Origin of the sequence: Cylindrospermopsis raciborskii Cr2010 (assembly GCF_003367075.2) — a bacterium.
GTDB classification, from domain to species: Bacteria; Cyanobacteriota; Cyanobacteriia; order Cyanobacteriales; family Nostocaceae; genus Raphidiopsis; species Raphidiopsis raciborskii.
In genome coordinates this window covers 213,420-234,412 of the sequence record NZ_CP065936.1, presented here as the reverse complement: position 1 = coordinate 234,412, position 20,993 = coordinate 213,420, and the positions used below count along the sequence as shown (strand labels likewise).

The following is a 20,993-nucleotide window of genomic DNA, read 5'->3' as shown; positions in this document are numbered from 1 at the left end:
TGGGGTAGAGCTGCAAAATTTGACAAGGACTAAAGCAGACTAAAATACCGTAAACCCTCAGCAATACCATCGGCAAAATTAGTTTTTGCCAAGTAACGGTTGGGGTTGGGATTATTATGATGCCAATCTAGTAATTCCCGTTGGGCATTGCCAACAATAATGCCTTTTTCTTGCCTGTTATCAAACAGGGCAATATCATTACCAGAATCACCACAGGCAACGGTTTTTTCTACATCTATTGCCAACTTTTCTCGCACAAAGGTCATAGCCATACCTTTGTTTGCTGAACTTGGTAAAATGTCTAGATTTCTATTGTATTCTTTATGGTCACTATGACTACAAATAATTTGAATTTCTACTTTGGCTTCTTTGACTAACAAGTTTTCTAACTCTAAGGCAATTTGCACAGCTTTTTCTTCTCGGACAAAATAGCTGACCTTAAACGGTCTCTGTTCGCTTTCTGGTTGGGGTTTTAAGCTGGGAAAATTGGCTGCTGTTGTGGCTACCAATTCCCTGTCCCAATTATAAGACAGATGCTTAGACCACTCCTGGTCTAGAACTAGTTCCTCCTTACTATTACAGTGGTATATTTCTGTACCCACTGCACAAACCAAAATGTCCGGTTTGATTAATTCCCTTTGTTTCCTTTTTTGAGATTCTTGGAGTTCTTGATACAAGTGAAGCGATCGCCCTGTGGAGTAGACAATTTTTGTACCATGTTGACTGCGATGGAGTTGTAAATCGTCCAAAAGCTTTACCATAGCTAGGTCATTACCTACTAAGGTATGGTCTAGATCACTGACAAATAGGAATTTTGCACACACATTATTAGGCCCTAATGTAAAAACACTATCCGCTCAAGATAGTATCATAATTTCCGTCATATTTTTGGGAAGTGGGAAGAATTCTTCTAGGTATCCTATTTTTAAAAATGAAAATTGTTGGAATTCCCCGCCAGGAGTGGCACAATTGGCCAAGATTCTGCTATCCTAGATTAGTTCATTAAATTCCGCACATCCAGGGATTCGGGTGTTTCCGCTGTAGAAATACGCCTGGATGGAGGTTTAACCCGAATAGGAGTGATTAAATATGCCCGTAGTTTCTTTGGCTCAAATGATGGAGTCAGGAGTTCACTTTGGTCATCAAACCAGACGTTGGAACCCCAAAATGTCTCCCTACATATACACTGCTCGCAATGGAGTACATATCATTGACTTAGTGCAAACAGCACAGTTGATGGATGATGCATACAATTATATGCGAAGTCAAGCAGAGCAAGGAAAAAAGTTCCTGTTTGTAGGCACAAAAAGACAAGCAGCAGGGATTATTGCCCAAGAAGCTAACCGTTGTGGTTCTCACTATATTAACCAGCGTTGGTTAGGTGGAATGCTCACCAACTGGGCAACGATTAAAACCAGAGCAGACCGTCTAAAAGATTTAGAACGACGAGAAGAAAATGGTGCCTTAGATTTATTGCCAAAGAAAGAAGCATCAATGCTGAGGCGAGAAATGTCTAAGTTACAAAAATACCTGGGTGGCATTAAGAACATGCGAAAAGTACCCGACGTGGTGATAATTGTTGACCAACGACGGGAGTATAATGCTGTTCAGGAATGTCAAAAACTGAGTATTCCCATTGTTTCCATGCTGGATACCAATTGTGATCCAGATACCGTAGATATTCCTATTCCAGCCAATGATGATGCTATTCGCTCTATTAAGCTGATTGTAGGCAAATTGGCAGATGCCATTTATGAAGGTCGTCATGGTCAACTAGAAGTAGAATCTGATTATGAAGAGTACGAAAGTGCTGAGGAAGATTACGAATACGATGAATCGGAGTTTGTAGACTCTTTCTCAGATGACGATGATGAAGAATAATAAAAATTGAGAGTTTGGGATCAGGTAGATCACTTGATCCCATAATCCCAAAATTTATCAACCTGGTAACTCTTGTCGTGACAATTAACAACGTAATTAACTAAGTATTCAATCGCAACAAAATTGAGGAAACATGGCAGAAATATCAGCAAAACTCGTGCAAGATCTACGCCAGAAAACTGGTGCAGGCATGATGGACTGTAAAAAAGCTCTAAATGAAACTCAGGGCAATATAGACGAAGCTATAGATTGGCTAAGGAAAAAAGGTATTGCTTCAGCAGGGAAGAAAAGCGATCGCGTGACTGCAGAAGGGTTAGTAGACATCTACACTACACCGGATAAGAGTGGGGGAGTGATAATAGAAGTTAACTGCCAAACAGATTTTGTAGCTAGGAATGACGCTTTTAAGTTATTAGTTAAGAATTTAGCTAAACAGGCGGTAAATGCTGACAATGTGGCCTCTTTGCTGGACCAACCGTACATTGAAAAGACCGATGTGACGGTAGATGAGTATATAAAGGAAACCATTGCTACCTTGGGTGAAAATATTCAGGTGCGTCGTTTTGTGAATTTTTCTTTGGAAGGTGCACCGGGAGCAATAGATGGATATATTCACACTGGTGGTAGAGTAGGTGTGTTAGTTTCCATTGGTGTTGACACAGAAACCGCTGCAAAAAACGAAGAATTGCAAAGCCTGGCTAAGAATACTGCCATGCAGGTAGCAGCTTGTCCCAATGTTGAATATGTAAGTGTGGATAAAATTCCTGACCAGGTTGTCGAAAAGGAAAAAGAGATTGAAATGGGTAAGGAAGATCTAGGCAATAAACCAGCCAACATTAAAGAAAAGATTGTCCAAGGAAGAATTGACAAACGTCTGAAAGAAATGACCTTGTTAGATCAGCCTTATATCCGGGATCAAAATATTTCCGTGGCGGAACTAATCAAGCAAGTGGAATCAAAAGTGTCAGAGCCAATTAAAGTACATCAGTTTGTGCGTTATATCTTAGGTGAAGGCATTGAAAAGCAAGAAAGCAACTTTGCGGAAGAAGTAGCTGCTCAAATTGGCGCTAAGTGAGTTGGTTGTTAGGATAGATTGAAACCTCCCGGATTGATCCGGGGGGTGGCTCAAATTTATTATGACTTATTATATGTATGACAAGACCAGTAGAGCGAATAGAAGAAGACATCCACAACTTAAAACAAAACTTTAGTTCTGTAGCAACAGAACTGCAAAAAAATTATGGTGATTATCTAGTTCAATTAGGAGAATCCATACACAAACAATTAATTTTAGCTGTTTACCATTTATGTACTCACGGATATCCAGAGAAGTTCTTACATCTATCCCTTAACAAACGTCAACAACTACAACAAAGTGCCCGTCAACTGGGAAGAAAAGCTGCCCAACAACTACTGGGTTACTTAGAAATAAACAAACCAGAGAATATGGAAAATACGGAAAATCCACAGGTTCCCCAGGTAGAATCCTTAGATTTTTCTAATCCCATGGAAGTGGTACAATGGCATCGCAATGTAGAAGAGGGGATACAAAACACACTAAAGACAGTTTCCTTAGAAGCTAACCTGCTGCTGCAAAAAGCAGGACTTTTACCCAAGAAATTACCAGAACCGATTTTAGCAGCAGCAGCTTCAGAAGCAACCACAGAAGTAATAGCAGGACCACCAAATTTGTTAAACTTGGTCATAGAAATTACTAATGAAAAAGAATCGGAAGATTCCACCTTCACCCAGTTAGTCACCGTCAATTTGCGATTGGGAGATGTTGAATTTGCCGATCAGAAACTATTAGAAAAGAGAAAGCAAATTCGTGTTATTTTGCTGCAAATTAACAACTTAGCTAAGGAGTATAATAAAAAACATCAAGAATTAAAAACAGCCCAAGCGGAATCCGCTTGGCGTGCTAGTTGGTTTGAGGATATTTGAGGATGATATTGAATCAATTAAGCTAATTGATAACTATGACTAATCAAACACCTGACTGGATAAGAATATATAAGGCATTATCAATAGAAGCCGATTCCGGTTTTGGGGATTTGGTAGGTAAACAATACCGCTTTAGTGAATTTATTAGTTTAACCTTTAGCCAGTTTCCACAGGGTTTACCAGGGGAAGAGAAATTACATTGGGATTATATAACCTCCCAATTTATCCAATATCCCCATTTAGCCATAGAAATTCGAGAGAAACTAGTCAAAGACTTAGGAACCTATCTGGGTCAGTTACAACACCGATTACAATCTCAACCAGATATGGAATCATCTCCATGGGAAAATCAACCAACTACCACCAGATTGGTGAAAACCACTCCCATTGTGAATGAAGTTAACCAGAAACCAGCTCCAAAAATCGATCAAAAACTTCGTGATTTACCCGAAATTGGCATCAAAAGAGCTGAAAATCTGTATCGGTTAGAATTGCTAACTGTGAGAGATCTGCTGTTTTATTACCCACGGGATTATATTGATTATGCACGTCAGGTAAATATTCGAGAATTACAAGGAGGTGAAACCGTAACCATCATTGGGGAGGTCAGACGTTGTAATTGTTTTACCAGTCCTAAAAATCAGAAATTGTCAATTTTAGAACTGATATTAAAAGACCAAACTGGACAATTAAAGGTTAGTAGATTTTACGCTGGTTCCCGCTTTAGTAGCAAAGGTTGGCAAGAAAGTTTGAAGCGACGTTATACGCCTGGTACTTTGGTTGCAGCTTGTGGTTTAGTCAAGCCTAGTAGATATGGACTAACATTAGATAATCCAGAAATAGAAGTGTTAGCCAATTCCGGTGATGCTATAGACTCTTTCACCATTGGTAGGGTTGTACCAATTTATAGTTTAACAGAGGGTGTGGTTGCTAACGCAGTCAGACAAGCAGTAATGGCAGTTTTGCCATCTGCCAAAAGTTTGCAAGATCCTTTACCACCTGGTCTACGTAAAAAATACAACTTAATTGAATTAAAACAGGCAATTCCTAACATTCATTTTCCCCAAGATAGTGACACCTTGAAAATGGCTAGGAGAAGGTTAGTATTTGATGAATTTTTCTACTTACAAGTAGGTTTATTACAAAGGCAAAAACAAGCTAAAGCTAACCAAGCTAGTGCTATTCTTGCACCTAGTGGCAAATTATTGGATCAATTTCATGAAATTTTACCTTTTAAATTTACTAACGCCCAACAAAGAGTGATTAATGATATCCTAAATGACTTACAAAAGCCCATACCCATGAATCGTTTGGTACAAGGCGATGTAGGTTCAGGTAAAACTGTTGTTGCTGTAGTTGCCATTTTAACAGCCATTCAATCAGGTTATCAAGCAGCCTTAATGGCACCTACAGAAGTATTAGCAGAACAACATTATCGTAAATTAGTAACTTGGTTTAATCTTTTGCACTTACCAGTAGAATTACTAACTGGCTCTACTAAAACTAGCAAAAGAAGAGAAATTCACTCCCAATTAGAAACGGGAGAATTACCTCTTCTGGTGGGAACCCATGCTTTAATTCAAGACAAGGTGAAATTTCACCGTTTAGGTCTAGTCGTGATTGATGAACAGCACCGATTTGGCGTAGAACAAAGGGCTAAATTACAACAAAAAGGGGAACAACCTCACGTCCTAACCATGACTGCTACACCCATTCCTAGAACTTTAGCATTAACAGTACATGGAGATTTGGATGTAAGTCAAATTGATGAGTTACCACCAGGAAGACAACAAATCAAAACTTCTCTCCTCACAGGTCATCAAAGACCACAAGCTTACGATTTAATTAGAAGAGAAATTGCCCAAGGTAGACAAGTATATGTAGTTTTACCCCTGGTAGAAGAGTCAGAAAAATTAGATTTACGTTCAGCTATAGATGAATATCAAAAATTACAAGAAACTGTTTTCCCCACTTTTCAAGTGGGATTATTGCATGGAAAAATGACTTCCACAGAAAAAGAAGAAGCTATTAATAAGTTCCGAGATAACCAAACCCAAATTTTGGTTTCTACTACTGTGGTAGAAGTAGGGGTAGACGTACCTAATGCTACTGTGATGTTAATTGAACATGCGGAGAGATTTGGACTGTCCCAGTTACACCAACTGCGGGGACGTGTGGGTAGAGGTGTGGCCCAGTCCTATTGTCTCTTAATGAGTAGTTCCAGAAACCCGGATGCTCAACAACGATTGAAGGTTTTAGAGCAGTCACAAGATGGGTTTTTTATTTCTGAAATGGATATGCGCTTTCGCGGTCCAGGAGAGGTCATGGGAACTCGTCAATCTGGAGTGGCAGATTTTACTCTTGCTAGTTTAGTGGAAGACGAGGAAGTATTGCTGTTAGCGCGACAAGCAGCGGAAAGGGTGATTGACATGGATGTTAGTTTAGAGCGTTGGCCATTGATGAAGGATGAGTTACAGTACAGGTATAAGCGTTTAATGGAAGGGGCAATTTTGACCTAGTGTTAATTTTTATTTGTCATGCTAATGCAAAAAATGCCTCACACCAGTCATCACCATTGATAAACCAAGCTCGTCAGCAGCTTTGATGGAATCTTGATCTCGTAAACTTCCTCCTGGTTGCACAATAGCAGTAATACCAGCAGCAGCAGCTGTTCTCACTGTATCGTCGAAGGGGAAAAAACCATCACTGGCTAAAACAGCACCTTTAGTTCCTGCTCCCGCTTGTTCTAGAGCTATTTTGGTTGAACCAACCCGATTCATTTGGCCTGCACCCACACCTAGAGTGGTTCTCTGTTTACTGATTACAATAGCATTAGATTTGACATGCTTGCAAACTTTCCAAGCGAATAGTAATTCTGCCAATTCTTCTGGAGTAGGTTTAACTTTAGTGACAACCTGCCATTTAGCACTATCAGCAATTGTATCATCAGCAGTTTGTACTAGAAGACCACCTGCTATTGCTTTGACTGTTTCCTTTGGTCCACTCCATAGGTCTGGTAAAATTAAGACTCGCACATTACCCTTTTTATTTAAAATCCCTTGTGCTTCTTGATCACAATCGGGAGCAACTACGCATTCTAGAAATGTCTTAGTTAGTTCCAATGCAGTTGGAGTATCAATAGGGCGATTGAGGGCGACAATTCCACCAAAAGCCGATACACTATCAGCATTGTAGGCATTTTGATAAGCAGTAAAAATAGTATCAGCTTCAGCAGTTCCACAGGGATTATTATGTTTAATAATTGTCGCTGCTGGCAGATCTGTAAATTCAGCAATAATTTGTCTAGCAGCTTCTAAATCTACTAAATTATTATAGCTAAGTTCCTTACCTTGCAACTTTATTGCTGAAGTCCAACCAGTTGGCTTACTACCTGTCCCATACCAGGTTGCAGGTTGATGAGGATTTTCACCATAACGTAGGGTTTGAATTCGCTTACCCGCAATACTGTAGTTTTCTGTCAGGTCATTTTCAGATAAACTGGGATTTTCTCTCTCTGAGAGATAAGTTGCGATCGCATGATCATAACTAGCTGTGTGCGAGAATCCCTGCAAGGCGCATTTTTGGCGAAATTCCCAAGAGACAGAGGCATTTTCGCGTAATTGCTGCAAATAACTACCATATTGTTCAGGATTACATAATACCGTTACATGGGCAAAGTTCTTTGATGCAGCGCGCAACATTGCTGGGCCCCCAATATCAATTTGTTCTACTGCTTGGGTTAGGGTGGTATCAGAGTGGGCAATAGTTTCTTCAAAGGGATATAGATTGACAACAACCAGATCAATAGGATGAATTTGATTGTTTTCCAGATCCATCATATCTTGAGGAATGTCACGTTGTGCCAAAATACCACCATGGACACGAGGATGAAGAGTTTTAACTCGTCCCCCTAATATTTCAGGAGATCCAGTGTAATCAGACACTTTAGTGACAGGTATTCCAGCTTCCTTCAGGGTTTTAGCTGTTCCTCCACTACTAACAATATCAAACTGAAATTCCTCTACTAAGGTACGGGCCAAGTCAATTATACCTGTTTTATTAGATACACTTATTAATGCCAGACGGGCCATAATTTCCTGGATTCCTTGGGGATAAAAAATTTGTGATAGAAAGTCATTTTACCAGGAATTATCCTGCTTGGGCCAGCTCAACAATATTACCATCTGGATCTTGGATAAAAATGGCGCGACGACCAGATGAGCTGGTTTGAAAGGTCACATTCTGGTTTTGTAGTTCTAGCTGTGCTGTGGTCAAATCTAGAACAGAGAAAGCTATATGGGGATTCAGACTCCATTTGTGATTTTGGTTTTGAGTAGGAACAGATGGAGCAAGAATTAAATGTATTTGATGGTGACCAATTTGATACCATACACCTGGATATTTCAGGGGGCGTTCAATTTTAGCCAGTCCTAATATAGTGCCATAAAATTGTTCTGACTTTTCTAAGTCAGTGACCAGTATGGTGGTGTGGAGACTTTGAATGATTTCCATTATATTATTTAGAAATTGTTCCGGATTTGACAAAGAGAATTTGTGAAGAATTTAGCCATTGGGCATCAAATGCTCCCAAATGAGTGGTCGTAATTAAAGTCTGAAACCGATCTTGAATAGCATCCAATAATTGATTTTGGCGCGAAAGATCTAATTCTGCCAACACATCATCCAATAATAGTAAAGGAGTATCATTAACCACTTCTTCAATTAACTGTAGTTCCGCCAATTTTAACGCTAAAACCAATGTACGCTGCTGACCTTGGGAAGCATATTGACGAGCGGGAGTTCCATTAACTATTAATTCTATTTCATCTCGGTGAGGTCCAACTAAAGTTGTACCCCGATGTAATTCTATAGGAGAATGCTGTTGCACTCTGTCCAAAAAAAAATGTGGTAATTCTTCATCTATTGGTATTGGTACATTGGGCATATAGTTGATTTGTAGTTTTTCCGTTTTACCGCTAATACTCGAATGCCAATCTGTCGCAATGGGTGCTAGTCTCTGAATTGCCCTATTTCGCCTTCTCATAACTTTTGTTCCCGTAGTGACTAACTGGGCGTCCCAAATTGCTAATTCAGAATCATGATTTTTGATTCCCGTCTGTTGACTGGTTTTTAAAAATGCATTACGTTGACGCAGGACCTGGTTATATTGATGCAAGATATGGGCATATACGGGTTCCAACTGCACTAAGAGAGTGTCTAACCAAGTCCGACGAATGGCGGGACTACCCCTCACTAATTCTAAGTCTAAACTAGAAAATTCTACGGCATTTAAAATACCCAGAAAATCCATTTGTCTGCGAACTTTCTCTCCATTTATAGCCACGCTGCGACGACCATTTCGACGCAAATGTAAGGTTAAATCATTGACTCCCGTTATTCTTTCTAATATCGCACTGACTTGTGCTATTTCTGCACCCTCCTGAATAAAATCACGATCCTTACCCAAACGATGGGATCTTAATGTGGCCAATAACTCCACTGACTCCAATAAATTAGATTTTCCCTGGGCATTATTACCAACTAAGATGGTTTTCGGTGCTGTAAACTCAACTTTTTGTTCCTGATAATTGCGAAAATGTCGCAGCTCTAAAGATTGTAAATACATTTTGATATGGAAGATTTAACCCATTTCCCCATTCCCCCAATTAACTGTTAAACATTCTTCTTACCCATAACCCGGAAGAATATTTTTTCGCACTCAACCCAAACAAACATTAAGGCACTAAACCCTATACAGATAAATAGTTCATCTAAAGGTAAATAATGGGTACCAAAGAAATCCCTCAGAGGTGGAACATAGATTAATAACAACTGTAAAATAGTTGTTGCAATTACTGCTCCTAACACAAATATATTGGATAGGGGATTCATTTCAATTGTCAGTTGGTTATTAGAACGAATGGCGATCGCATGGCCCATTTGGGCGATACACAAAGAGGTAAAAACCATAGTTTTCCAGCGTTCAGGACTCAGACCATCTCCCGTTGCGGACTTAACATGGAAATAAGCCCATTCCATCAGGATAATAGTGATGATGGCAAATACAATGCCAATGCGAACCATGTAAGATCCCAGTCCTCTGGCAAAAATACTTTCCCGGGGACTAAAGGGGGGGCGCTGCATCACATCCGGTTCCGGGGGTTCCACAGCTAAAGCCAAAGCTGGTAGACCATCAGTTACCAGGTTCATCCACAGAATTTGTAAAGGGGTGAGGGGAACACCTCCCAAACCCAAAATTGGTGCTGCTGCAATGGTGAGAACCTCACCGATATTACTGCCCAAAATGTACTTAATAAACCTTCTAATATTCGTATAAACCACTCTACCTTCTTTAGTAGCTGCTACTATGGTAGCAAAGTTGTCATCCAACAACACCATATCGCTAGCTTCCTTGCTCACATCTGTACCAGTAATGCCCATCGCAATACCAATATCAGCTTGTTTAAGAGCAGGAGCGTCATTAACCCCATCACCTGTCATGGCCACAAATCTACCGCGTCTTTGCAATGCTTGAACAATTCGCAATTTATGTTCGGGAGAAACTCTAGCGTAAATGCTGACTAAATCTACCTGGTCTTCTATTTCCTGGTCACTCATCCGTTGTAAATCTTGACCGGTAACCACCCTAGCATCCTTATCAGCAATACCCAGATCCACAGCGATCGCCCGTGCAGTTAACTGATGGTCACCAGTAATCATAATGGGGCGAATTCCAGCTTGACGACATTCTGCGACAGCTGCACGTACTTCTGGGCGGGGTGCATCCAACATACCCACTAAACCTAACCACACCAACTCATTTTCTGAGGTATCCTCGGATGCTTCTGGTGGGATTTCCTTCAAAGGTTTATAGGCCAAACCCAGAACTCGTAAACCCTGGGAAGCCATTTGATCATTGGCAATCAGAATTTGACTACGTTGCTCCTCTTCTATGGGAAAACTGCCATTACCCAAGTAAATTTGATTACAGCGAGCCAAAGTTAATTCTGGGGAACCTTTAGTGAACATTAAATAGGGTTCTGAACTGACAAATCCAGCTATTATGGGGTCAACACCACTAATGCCAGGATTACCAGTGGCCACTTCCTGTATTTGGGAGATCACGCTCATGCGTTTGCGTTCAGAAGAAAAGGGAAACTCAGACACCCGGGGTAATTTGCTATTCCACTGATCTCTTTCAATACTAGCTTTCCCCGCCAAGGTCATTAAAGCTCCTTCAGTGGGGTCTCCCAAAATTGCCCATTCTCCAGCTTCCTTTTGTAGTACGGAGTCATTACATACAGCACAGGCCACTAATAAACCAGATATTTCTGGATGGTCTTCTAAATCAATATTCTGCCCTTTTAATTGAAAATCACCCACGGGAGCATAACCTTCCCCTGTAACTCTAAAACCTTTTTGATTAGTGTAAACGGACTGCACCACCATTTTGTTTTGAGTTAAAGTCCCGGTTTTATCGGAACAGATAGTGGTTACCGATCCTAAGGTTTCCACTGCTGGGAGTTTGCGAATTAAAGCATGATGACGGACCATGCGTTGAGTCCCCAAAGCCAGAGTTACGGTAATTACCGCAGGTAAACCTTCTGGGACTACTGCTACTGCCATGCTGAGGGATACTTCCAGCAGTTCTTGTATGTTACTAAAACCACGCGCTTGGATGATGCCAGTTAGGACAACAATCCCTACTAATACTAAAGAACCGGTGACTAACACATTACCCAATTGGGTCATGCGCTGCTGTAAAGGGGTAGGTTCACTATCCACCGATTGGAGCATAGCAGCTATTTTTCCCAGCTCTGTTGTCATCCCAGTATTAGTGACCACAACCTTGGCACGACCTTGAACTACCTCTGTTCCTTGAAAAACTAAATTTAGGCGATCGCCCAATGCAGCATCTTTAGGCAAGGTAAGTACAGCTTGTTTACTTACTGCTTCAGCTTCACCGGTCAGGGCGGACTCTCTGATTTGCAGGTTTGACTGTTCCAGTAAACGTCCATCAGCAGCTACCTGCACTCCTGCTTCCAGCAACATCACATCACCGGGTACAAGGTCTTTCCCTGCTATATCCGCTAATTTGCCATTGCGAAGTACACGCACTGAGGGAGATGATAGCTTTTTCAAAGCTGCTAAAGCTTTTTCTGCTCGGCTTTCTTGGACATATCCAAGTACACCATTAAGAATCACAATTGCCATAATTGCAATTGTATCTTTAAAAGGAACTTCCCCTAACTTTAAGGTCCCCTGTTGTAGGGACAAAAAGTCCAAAAAACCAGAAATGAAGGCCACACCAATCAGCATCAACAACATGATGTTAGTGAACTGGTCGAGGAGAATTTGCCAGGGACTACGTCCACCGTGTTCTTCCAGTTCATTAGAACCATACTTGAGTAAACGTTCTTCAACTTGGGATGGTGTTAAGCCATCATCAGCATTACTATCAAGCAGCTCTAAAGCTTTATCTATCTCTAAACTATGCCAAACTGCGGCATCTTCAGGCAAAGAATGGGCAGACATTGTGTAAGTTTGTGTAAGTTACGGGAAATGGTTACAAAATTCGATCATAATTGAGTGATGGCAGAAATTCCATCAAATACCTCATTGGTGACTAGTTACTGTAAACAGTGGAGACCACCAATAAAATAATATGAATAATATGACGGAATAATATGAGTTTGATACTCCCTAATTTCAATGTTAGCCAGATGTTTGGGCAAAAAACAATTCGACCAGTGACTGCTGCTACCATCTATGGTATCGCTTTTATTAAAGATCAACTCCTTGCCATTGACTCCCTCAAGGGACATTTACTCCAAATTGACCCGGTTTCCGACAATAGTAAAATTCTCAATCCTCACCAGGTAAAAGAATTTACTGATGTCACCGGTTTAGCAGTTTGGGAAGACACCCTTTGGGTTACCCGTGGTAATAGCGTCTATTTATGTAAACTAAACTCCCTGGGTTTGGAACATTTTGCCACCCTACCATATAATGCTGATGGCATTGCTGTTTGGGATGCCACTGTTTATATTAGCTGTCAGAGAATGGGTTATATCCTGATTTTTGACAGAGACACACGTAAAGAAATTACCCGATTCTACGCCCCTGGAGTAGGTAAACAAAATTTAGCAGTCAGTCAGGAAACCCTTTGGATATGCGATCGCACGGAACAAACTGTCTACTCAATGGATCGGGCTACTGGAGAAGTTCGTTTTAGTGTCCTTACTCCCTTTGCATCCCCAACTGGTATTGCCATATACCATCAAGACCATACAGATAAAGATATTTTATACGTCTCCTATTCTTTGGAGGAGCCTTACATTCGTGACAACCCTAATGCTGATCCTAATCACGAATTAACCTATCGGGACGTAACCTTTATTCATCCATTGCACTATCATTATGATTCAGATAAACGCTATGGACTATCTAATGGTTATTTGGTGGAAATGTCCTATGTTGAAGAAATTGCTCCCCTAGAAGAAGTTTACTTAACCGATATTGAATGGCGTATTGCACTCCCATCGGAAACTGAAAGGCAAAAAGTCAAACAGGTAGAGCCCATTGGTCTACCCTTCACCGAAGAGGTAATTTCCGGACAAAGGATTGCAGTGTTCAAATTTGATACCCTTGTTCCCGGCGAAAGGCATATATTTGGTTGGAAGGCACTATTGGAAGTACGAGGTATTAAGTATCGTATTACTCCCAAAGATACGGAAGAAATACCAGAACCGACCTTGGAATTACAAACACGCTATTTAGTAGATGACGACGATTTAGCGATGAATACGGTCATCGTGCGGCGTGCTGCTCATGAAGCTGTGGGTTCAGAAACCAACCTACTGCGCAAAATGTATAGCATTCGTAACTACGTTTATGATGAGCTATCATACGGAATTAAGCCCCATATAGACACACCCGATATAGTGCTAGATCGAGGAGTTGGTTCCTGTGGAGAATACGTAGGTGTATTACTAGCTTTATGTCGTTTAAATGGCATTCCCTGTCGCACAGTGGGTAGATATAAATGTCCACCCTACCCAGAATTAAAAGGCGTTCCCCTGCAACCGGACTTTAATCACGTGTGGTTAGAGTTTTACATTCCCAATTTTGGTTGGTTACCCATGGAATCCAATCCAGACGACATTGGAGATTATGGTCCCTACCCCACCAGATTTTTCATGGGTTTATGTTGGTACCATATTGAAATTGGTAAAGGGGTTTCCTTTGAAACCATAAGCAGCAATGGTCAAAGATTAACCAAGGAAGAGTTATCCATTGGTGAATTAGCCATTAACCACATTCGGTTTACCATCCTCAAGGAATTACCACCCATAGAATTCTCAGAGCATAAAGACCAGGAAGAAAATGTCAGTCCCAATGGAATGGTTTGATCAACATCTGAAATAATCAAGAACAGTAGAGTAATCATAATCTACAACAGAGAGAACGTAGGTTGGGTTGAAGTATGAAACCCAACGCCCGCATGGGTCAAACCCATCCTACACATAATTGTGCCTCCCTACTTAGAGTAATCATAATCTACAAGAGAGAGTAGTAAAATGAGTAATCCTAGCAATTCTGGTAAAATCAAATTTGGTACAGACGGATGGCGGGGAATTATTGCCGATGATTTTACCTTTTCTAATGTTAGAAAAGTAACTAGAGCAATAGCAGCCTATCTGGAAACTGCCTACGATAAGAGTAGACCTGTTTTAATCGCCTACGACACAAGATTTCTCGCTGATGAGTTTGCCAGAACCTCCGGAGCAGTCTTGGCCGATTTAGGTTGGAATGTGAAAATTACCGTTCGAGACTGTCCAACACCAGTCATAGCTTACAATGCAAAACATCTGAATTCCGCAGGTGCTTTGATGTTTACCGCTAGTCATAATCCAGCTCCCTATTGTGGAATTAAATACATACCAGATTATGCAGGTCCAGCTACCCCAGAAATTACGGATACGATTGTCGCCAATATAGAAACGGCATCGGACGAATTACCGGGATCTAATCCATCAGGCACAATTTCCACCTTTGATCCTAAACCTGCTTACCTTGATTTCATCTACAAATTACTGGACGTAGAAAAAATTAGGAGTGCCAATTTAAAGGTTAAATATGATGCCCTGTATTCCACATCCCGTGGTTATTTAGACGAGGTATTGCAGTATTGTGGAACCCAACTGGAAAGTTTCCACACCTGGAGAGATGTGTTATTTGGCGGGGGTATGCCAGAACCTAAAGGTGACCAACTGGTAGAACTAGTGGAAGCTGTTAAAAACGACAAAGCTGATTTAGGTTTAGCAACGGATGGTGATAGCGATCGCTTTGGGATTGTAGATGAGCTGGGTAACGTGCTGACCCCCAATACAGTATTATTGGTTTTAGCCAGACATTTAATCAAAAACAAAGGTAAAAGTGGTGCCATAGTGCGAACCGTAGCGACTACCCACCTATTAGATAATTTTGCAGCCAAATATGGTTTGCCAATTTATGAAACCGCTGTGGGTTTTAAGTACATAGGCGAAAAAATGCGGGAAACCACCGTGTTAATTGGAGGTGAAGAGTCCGGTGGTTTAAGTGTGATTGGGCATATTCCGGAAAAGGATGGTGTATTAGCTGATATGCTAGTAGCAGAAGCTATAGCATACGAGGGTAAACCATTAAGTCAATTAGTTCAGGAAGCCATAGCAGAAGCGGATGGACCGCTATACAACAACCGCTTAGACTTACACCTAACGGAAGCTCACAAAAATGCTGTAATTAAATCCTACACCCAAAATCCCCCTTCCCAAGTAGCTGGTATTAGCGTTAAGGAAGTAGGTAGAAAGGATGGAATTAAACTGTATTTAGCAGAGGGTAGTTGGATCCTATTGCGTCCATCAGGTACAGAACCCCTGGTCAGAGTTTATATAGAAACCAACTCCCCAGAAAAACTGGGTGAGATTGCTAAGACCATGGAAGCAGAAATTGCTCAGTTAGCATAGTGAATAGGGATTGGGTCACGAGCGAAAATTCTACCTTTTGACCCCCCAACTCCTTTTTAATTCCTCAACCATGAAAAACCTCCCCAGTCTATTTACACTATTTCTATCAGTAGTTCTAGCTACTTGGATTCTGGCGATCGCGTTAATTTCCGTACAAAATGCCACACCAATATCCCTACGATTTTTAGTTTTTCAATCTATACAAGTTCCCTTTGGGTTAATGTTAGCCTTTTGGGTAGTGGTCGGTTTAATTACCGTATCATTTGGGCAATTGTTGGGGAACATGGGGGGATCTGGGAATTCCGCTGATGAGGAAGGGGACTTTTTTGTGGATGAGGATTTTCGGTAGAAGATAAGGTTCGGTAAACCGAACCCTGGAATTCCGGTTAAGGTTTTCAATTATGGTTTTGAATAATCCTGAGCGGGTGGGACAATTTTCCAATTATTTAATCCCTGGTCAATATCCCTCAAAACCTGTAAATCATCCTCCACCTTATTATTACTATCCGGTGAGTCACCAGAACCTTTCTCCAAAAAGTTAAAAGCTCTTCTAAATTCTTGGGGAGTAGCAGTAACGGGTGCGTCAAAATGACAGGGAATAATCCGTGCAAAATCCCACTTCGCTACCCGGTTTGCCCAATTTATAGTTACTTGGGGAGCCCTGTTTAAAATTAGGGTTCGCAAAACGGGAGCAACAAAAATTTCTCCTCCCCTGGTGAGCAACTCATAAGACTCTTCCCAGTCTGGTTTCCAGCGGAAGGGGAAAAAACCAAAATAATTTCTCAAATTGCGCTGGGACAAATTTTTGGCATCTTGCCATATATCCTTCCATGGAGGTATATCCACCACACTGGGACGGAAATAAAAAGCAAAGAGAGCAGTTCTTTGCCACCCTTTCCGTCGGTTTTGTAAACTATCAGGAACAGTATCACCACCTTTTTCCTGAGCATGGTAAAGTAGGGGGAATGGGTCCAATTGAATTATTGCTGGTGGATCCACGGAAACGGAAACTATTGTGTCCGTAACCATTAAAGTGCGGGATTGCTTATGGAAAAGAGCCACTTCTCCAAATTTGCCTAGTCCCAAATTAATTGGTCCAAGGATAGCATAATCAAACTCATCACCAAAGGGAGTCTCATAAGGATCTTCAGGTAATATTTGGGTGCGCCTCCCTGGTAGACCTAACCAACTCAAAGGTAAATTCAGGGGAAAACTCCACTGTTCGGGAGCTACAAAAACCCTTGCTCGACTAAATTCCCTAGCAAACGGTCCCACAAACACCTTATGCTCAAGTCCAGAGACTGTAGGCAAAATAATGTACTTTACATCTCCATGCAAGGACACTAATTCATTTACTAATTTAATGCACTCCCTAGTGGGAGCAACAGGTGCATATACTAACAAACCACCTTGTGCCAACCTAATCACCGTCATGCGGATGGGTACAACCACATAAAAAACCCCCTGGATTTGATCAAAGGTCCAGATAGTATCCTTAACCACCTCTTGACGAACAGTGCGACGTTGATTGTAGGGATAAATAGGGAGAACACCCCAAAACTTCCATAAATAGGGGTTGCTCCCATGGGGATCAAAATTTATATTATCTTTGTCTGGTATTATCTTCACCTTGAACCACCTTGTCAATTAGTTTGAAAAATGTTCTGCACCATTTTTTTCTCACTCTTGCTAGCTGCAACATCTAATTCAGCTATCTCACCATTATTTAAAAACCAACCCAAAGCTCCCAAGTTTTGTTTTGCTTGCTCTCGATTTTTAGCACCAGGAATAGGAATTGTTCCCTTACAGATACACCAATTAATAGCTACTTGACCCATGGTTTTACCTCGACTATTTGCTATTTCTTCTAAAGTTCCCAAAAGTCCCTTAATACCCGGTAACATTTGTCGAAATAAAATTCCCCGTATTCCTTTGGGCAATTGGCCGTTTTCTCGGAACTTACCCGTAAGTAAACCTAATGCTAAGGGACTATAGGCAATTAATTTAATCCCCAAACTATCACAAACATCTTTTAAACCCAATTCCGTTACCGGATAGGTTGATAACAAAGAATATTGTACCTGTAGACTTGTTATAGGTATACCTCTTTCGGCAAATCTTTTGTGTACCCATAAAAGTCTTTTAGTTCCGTAATTAGACAGTCCCACACCTTTGACCAAACCCTGTGCATATAAGTCAGCCAAACCATCCAATAAGCCTAATTCTTGCCAAGGTGCATAATTGGCTGTTGACCAGTGCATCTGAACTAAATCAACATTTTTACCTAGTCTTTTAGCGGAAGCATCACAAGCAGAAATAATGGATTTTCTCGTCCATCTCCAAGGATAAGCTGCTAATTTTGTCGCAATACAAATATCGCGTTGATTCAGTCTCTCTGGATGGGAATGCTCATAGTCTCTGCTGAATTTTCCTAACAGTATTTCACTTCTTCCCTTGAGTTTTCCCGTTCCATAGGAATCTCCTGTGTCAAACAGGGTGACACCATTATCTACACAAAGATTAAATACCTCTTGTAATTGCTCATCCATGCTTTGTTTGTATCCCCAAAGCAGTTGATTCCCCCAAGACCATGTCCCACATCCCATACTGGGTAATGATATTAATTGATTGGTTGCCATATGAATTGAAATGTTTACACCACTCTCGGTAAAATTATAAGCTCTTGTGGAACAGGATTGTATAATAAGGAATTTAAGTAACCGAGCGATCGCCTTCTCAGGTAATTTACCACAATAACATGGCAAAAATAAGAAAAAATTATATTTATAGGAGGTTGAGATAAGTTTTTTCGTGGTCGAAGGGGTAGGAATGTGATATCGTAGTCACTCCTGAAATGGCGCAAAATCTTAGTGTAGGTTGGGTTGAGGAACGAAACCCAACATTTTTATCCACCCACGGGGAATATCAGGTGTTGGTGGTCGTAGGGAGGATATTAGATGGGATTGACAAACAGCTCTGGAAATAAAATTTCAACCTACTTGCGAGATTTACAAAATGAAAACTCTAATTATTGACAACTATGACTCTTACACTTTCAATCTCTATCAATTAATTGCCGAAGTTAATGGAGAGTATCCGATTGTAGTATACAATGACCAAATAGCATGGGAAGAACTACAAAAGTGGGAATTTGATAATATTGTGATTTCACCAGGTCCTGGTCGTCCTGAGAACTTAAAAGATTTTGGCATTTGTCATCAAGCTATTCAAAATACAAAAGTTCCGCTTTTAGGTGTGTGTTTAGGACATCAGGGACTGGGTAATGGGTATGGAGGAAAAGTTATTCATGCACCAGAAGTTCATCATGGTCGCTTGAGTGATGTTTATCATCATGGAACTGATGTTCTTACAGGAATTCCTTCTCCTTTTTCTGTGGTGCGTTATCATTCCTTATTAGTTGCAGATGACTTACCAGACTGTTTAGAAAAGGTGGCCTGGACAGAAGACAATTTGATTATGGGAATACGTCATCGTTCTTTACCACGTTGGGGTGTGCAGTTTCATCCAGAGTCAATCTGTACTGAATATGGACATACTTTATTTGAGAATTTTAAAGAGATTACCCATAAATTTAACCAAGATAATAACAAAAATATGACTAAGAAATATTGGATGATAAATAATCAAAATGCACCTTTATTAACCAATTTTTCTGAACAAAAACAGCAACAAAAGTTTGAAATTCGTACACGCAAATTAAGTTTTTGTCCTAATACTGAGCAAATGTTTGTACATTTGTTTGGCGAATCAACCAATGCTTTCTGGTTAGATAGTAGTCGGGTTGAACCTGGTCTTTCTCGCTTTTCTTTTATGGGAGATAGTAGTGGTGAAAACAGTCTATTGATTCGTTATCAAACACAATCTCAAGAACTAACAATTACAAAATATGATCAGATCAGTTTGAAGAAAGAGGGAATTTTTGAGTATCTCAAGGGGGAACTAGAACAAAGACACTGTAAATCTGATGATTTACCCTTTGATTTTAACTGCGGGTTTGTGGGTTATTTTGGGTATGAATTAAAGGCAGAATGTGGAGTCAAATTAAAGCATCATTCTACCTTACCTGATGCTATGTTTTTGTTTGCCGATCGCATGATTGCCATTGATCATCAAGAACAAACTGTTTATTTACTTTTCCTAACTGTGTCAGGAGAAACAGCTTCAGCAGAAACCTGGTTTACATGGATGGAACAACAGCTTAAAAATCTACCTCCTCTGTCTCCTGTTATTACTGAAAAGAAAGAAACACCAGTGAATTTTCGATTAAGTCGATCTGAAAAAACTTATCTTGATGATATTCAGAAAAGTTTAGTCGAAATTCACGAAGGAGAAACTTATCAAGTTTGTTTAACCAATCAAATTAAAACAAATACCACTCCTGACCCACTGGCATTTTATCGCACCTTACGTTCAATTAATCCTGCTCCCTACTCGGCATTTTTGCGTTTTGGTAATCTAGCGATCGCCTGTTCATCTCCTGAACGATTTTTAAAAATTGATCCTCAAGGTTGGGTAGAAACTAAGCCCATTAAAGGAACACTCCCACGCGGAAAAACACCAGAAGAAGATTTTATCCTGGGTGAAAGATTACGCAATAGCGAAAAAGATCGGGCAGAAAATTTGATGATTGTGGACTTACTTAGGAATGATTTAGGAAGAGTTTGTGCAGTTGGTACTGTTCATGTTCCCAAATTAATGGAAGTAGAAACTTATGCCACTGTACATCAACTGGTAACAACTATTCGGGGTTATTTACGTGAAGGAATGACTGCTATAGATTGCATTCGTAATGCTTTCCCTGGTGGTTCAATGACGGGGGCTCCAAAAATCAGAACTATGGAAATTATTGACCGATTAGAACAAGAAGCAAGAGGAGTATATTCAGGAGCGATCGGCTTTTTGGGTTTGAATGGTTCAGCTGATTTAAACATTGTGATTCGTACTGCTGTTATAACACCCGAACAAACTTCCATCGGGGTTGGTGGTGGTATTGTCGCACTTTCAGATCCCCAAATGGAGTTTCAAGAAACACTCCTCAAAGGAAAAGCATTGATTAATACTATGATGCTCACTATTCAAGGAACAGCACTTTCTGATAATTACCAAAAAGTTGGGGAGTGCGATCGCTTTGAGTGTTGA

The 20,993-nt window shown here is 40.5% G+C and carries 15 protein-coding genes; 8 read left to right on the top strand and 7 right to left on the bottom strand.

All coding sequences use genetic code 11. The features are described from left to right. Positions 1-29: 29 nt before the first annotated feature. Positions 30-824, bottom strand: a complete 795-nt coding sequence (locus C6N34_RS00990; protein ID WP_115538888.1) for a sucrose-phosphate phosphatase — start codon at positions 822-824, stop codon at positions 30-32. Positions 825-1,089: 265 nt separating this feature from the next. Between C6N34_RS00990 and rpsB the strand changes: the two genes are divergently transcribed. The 4 genes from rpsB to recG all read left to right on the top strand — a co-directional run bounded on the left by rpsB (position 1,090) and on the right by recG (position 6,344). Further along, positions 1,090-1,881, top strand: coding sequence for a 30S ribosomal protein S2 (gene rpsB / locus C6N34_RS00985; RefSeq protein WP_006275584.1), 792 nt, complete (start codon positions 1,090-1,092; stop codon positions 1,879-1,881). Between the two features lie 133 nt (positions 1,882-2,014). Next, positions 2,015-2,956, top strand: a complete 942-nt coding sequence (gene tsf, locus C6N34_RS00980; RefSeq protein WP_057177793.1) for a translation elongation factor Ts — start codon at positions 2,015-2,017, stop codon at positions 2,954-2,956. A 77-nt stretch (positions 2,957-3,033) separates the two neighbouring features. Then, positions 3,034-3,825: a hypothetical protein gene (locus C6N34_RS00975; RefSeq protein ID WP_115538889.1), complete on the top strand. Its 792-nt coding sequence runs from the start codon at positions 3,034-3,036 to the stop codon at positions 3,823-3,825. A gap of 35 nt (positions 3,826-3,860) precedes the next feature. Further along, entirely contained in the window at positions 3,861-6,344 is a 2,484-nt protein-coding gene (recG, locus tag C6N34_RS00970; RefSeq protein ID WP_115538890.1) for an ATP-dependent DNA helicase RecG, read from the top strand. 21 nt (positions 6,345-6,365) lie between these two features. On the opposite strand, the gene purH is transcribed toward recG, so the two are convergent. From purH to C6N34_RS00950, 4 genes are read right to left on the bottom strand one after another with little or no spacing between them, the layout of a single operon-like run. Continuing rightward, positions 6,366-7,916, bottom strand: a complete 1,551-nt coding sequence (gene purH / locus C6N34_RS00965; RefSeq protein ID WP_115538891.1) for a bifunctional phosphoribosylaminoimidazolecarboxamide formyltransferase/IMP cyclohydrolase — start codon at positions 7,914-7,916, stop codon at positions 6,366-6,368. Between the two features lie 58 nt (positions 7,917-7,974). After that, entirely contained in the window at positions 7,975-8,337 is a 363-nt protein-coding gene (locus C6N34_RS00960; RefSeq protein ID WP_096545744.1) for a VOC family protein, read from the bottom strand. Positions 8,338-8,341: 4 nt separating this feature from the next. Continuing rightward, positions 8,342-9,451, bottom strand: coding sequence for a DNA replication/repair protein RecF (gene recF, locus C6N34_RS00955; RefSeq protein ID WP_115538892.1), 1,110 nt, complete (start codon positions 9,449-9,451; stop codon positions 8,342-8,344). A gap of 47 nt (positions 9,452-9,498) precedes the next feature. Then, positions 9,499-12,360: a cation-translocating P-type ATPase gene (locus C6N34_RS00950; protein WP_096545740.1), complete on the bottom strand. Its 2,862-nt coding sequence runs from the start codon at positions 12,358-12,360 to the stop codon at positions 9,499-9,501. Between the two features lie 152 nt (positions 12,361-12,512). Between C6N34_RS00950 and C6N34_RS00945 the strand changes: the two genes are divergently transcribed. The 3 genes from C6N34_RS00945 (at position 12,513) to C6N34_RS00935 (ending at position 16,182) form a co-directional block, all read left to right on the top strand. Continuing rightward, positions 12,513-14,237, top strand: a complete 1,725-nt coding sequence (locus tag C6N34_RS00945; protein WP_115538893.1) for a transglutaminase domain-containing protein — start codon at positions 12,513-12,515, stop codon at positions 14,235-14,237. Positions 14,238-14,405: 168 nt separating this feature from the next. Further along, positions 14,406-15,833, top strand: coding sequence for a phosphoglucomutase/phosphomannomutase family protein (locus C6N34_RS00940; RefSeq protein WP_115538894.1), 1,428 nt, complete (start codon positions 14,406-14,408; stop codon positions 15,831-15,833). A gap of 37 nt (positions 15,834-15,870) precedes the next feature. After that, a complete protein-coding gene (locus C6N34_RS00935) occupies positions 15,871-16,182 on the top strand; it encodes a hypothetical protein (protein WP_057177833.1) in 312 nt (103 codons plus the stop codon). Positions 16,183-16,232: 50 nt separating this feature from the next. Here the strand turns inward: C6N34_RS00935 and C6N34_RS00930 are convergent, their stop codons facing one another. After that, positions 16,233-17,462 carry a DUF4336 domain-containing protein gene (locus C6N34_RS00930; RefSeq protein WP_115538895.1) on the bottom strand — a complete coding sequence of 410 codons (1,230 nt, stop codon included), beginning with the start codon at positions 17,460-17,462 and terminating at the stop codon, positions 16,233-16,235. 14 nt (positions 17,463-17,476) lie between these two features. After that, positions 17,477-18,472: an aldo/keto reductase gene (locus C6N34_RS00925; protein WP_096545733.1), complete on the bottom strand. Its 996-nt coding sequence runs from the start codon at positions 18,470-18,472 to the stop codon at positions 17,477-17,479. A gap of 376 nt (positions 18,473-18,848) precedes the next feature. Between C6N34_RS00925 and pabB the strand changes: the two genes are divergently transcribed. Further along, positions 18,849-20,993, top strand: coding sequence for an aminodeoxychorismate synthase component I (pabB, locus tag C6N34_RS00920; RefSeq protein ID WP_057177802.1), 2,145 nt, complete (start codon positions 18,849-18,851; stop codon positions 20,991-20,993).

Coding starts and splice junctions, on each gene's coding strand:
- rpsB (WP_006275584.1), top strand. CDS start 1,090: ATGCCCGTAGTTTCTTTGGCTCAAATGATGGAGTCAGGAGTTCACTTT.
- tsf (WP_057177793.1), top strand. CDS start 2,015: ATGGCAGAAATATCAGCAAAACTCGTGCAAGATCTACGCCAGAAAACT.
- C6N34_RS00975 (WP_115538889.1), top strand. CDS start 3,034: ATGACAAGACCAGTAGAGCGAATAGAAGAAGACATCCACAACTTAAAA.
- recG (WP_115538890.1), top strand. CDS start 3,861: ATGACTAATCAAACACCTGACTGGATAAGAATATATAAGGCATTATCA.
- purH (WP_115538891.1), bottom strand. CDS start 7,916: ATGGCCCGTCTGGCATTAATAAGTGTATCTAATAAAACAGGTATAATT.
- C6N34_RS00960 (WP_096545744.1), bottom strand. CDS start 8,337: ATGGAAATCATTCAAAGTCTCCACACCACCATACTGGTCACTGACTTA.
- recF (WP_115538892.1), bottom strand. CDS start 9,451: ATGTATTTACAATCTTTAGAGCTGCGACATTTTCGCAATTATCAGGAA.
- C6N34_RS00950 (WP_096545740.1), bottom strand. CDS start 12,360: ATGTCTGCCCATTCTTTGCCTGAAGATGCCGCAGTTTGGCATAGTTTA.
- C6N34_RS00945 (WP_115538893.1), top strand. CDS start 12,513: ATGAGTTTGATACTCCCTAATTTCAATGTTAGCCAGATGTTTGGGCAA.
- C6N34_RS00940 (WP_115538894.1), top strand. CDS start 14,406: ATGAGTAATCCTAGCAATTCTGGTAAAATCAAATTTGGTACAGACGGA.
- C6N34_RS00925 (WP_096545733.1), bottom strand. CDS start 18,472: ATGGCAACCAATCAATTAATATCATTACCCAGTATGGGATGTGGGACA.
- pabB (WP_057177802.1), top strand. CDS start 18,849: ATGAAAACTCTAATTATTGACAACTATGACTCTTACACTTTCAATCTC.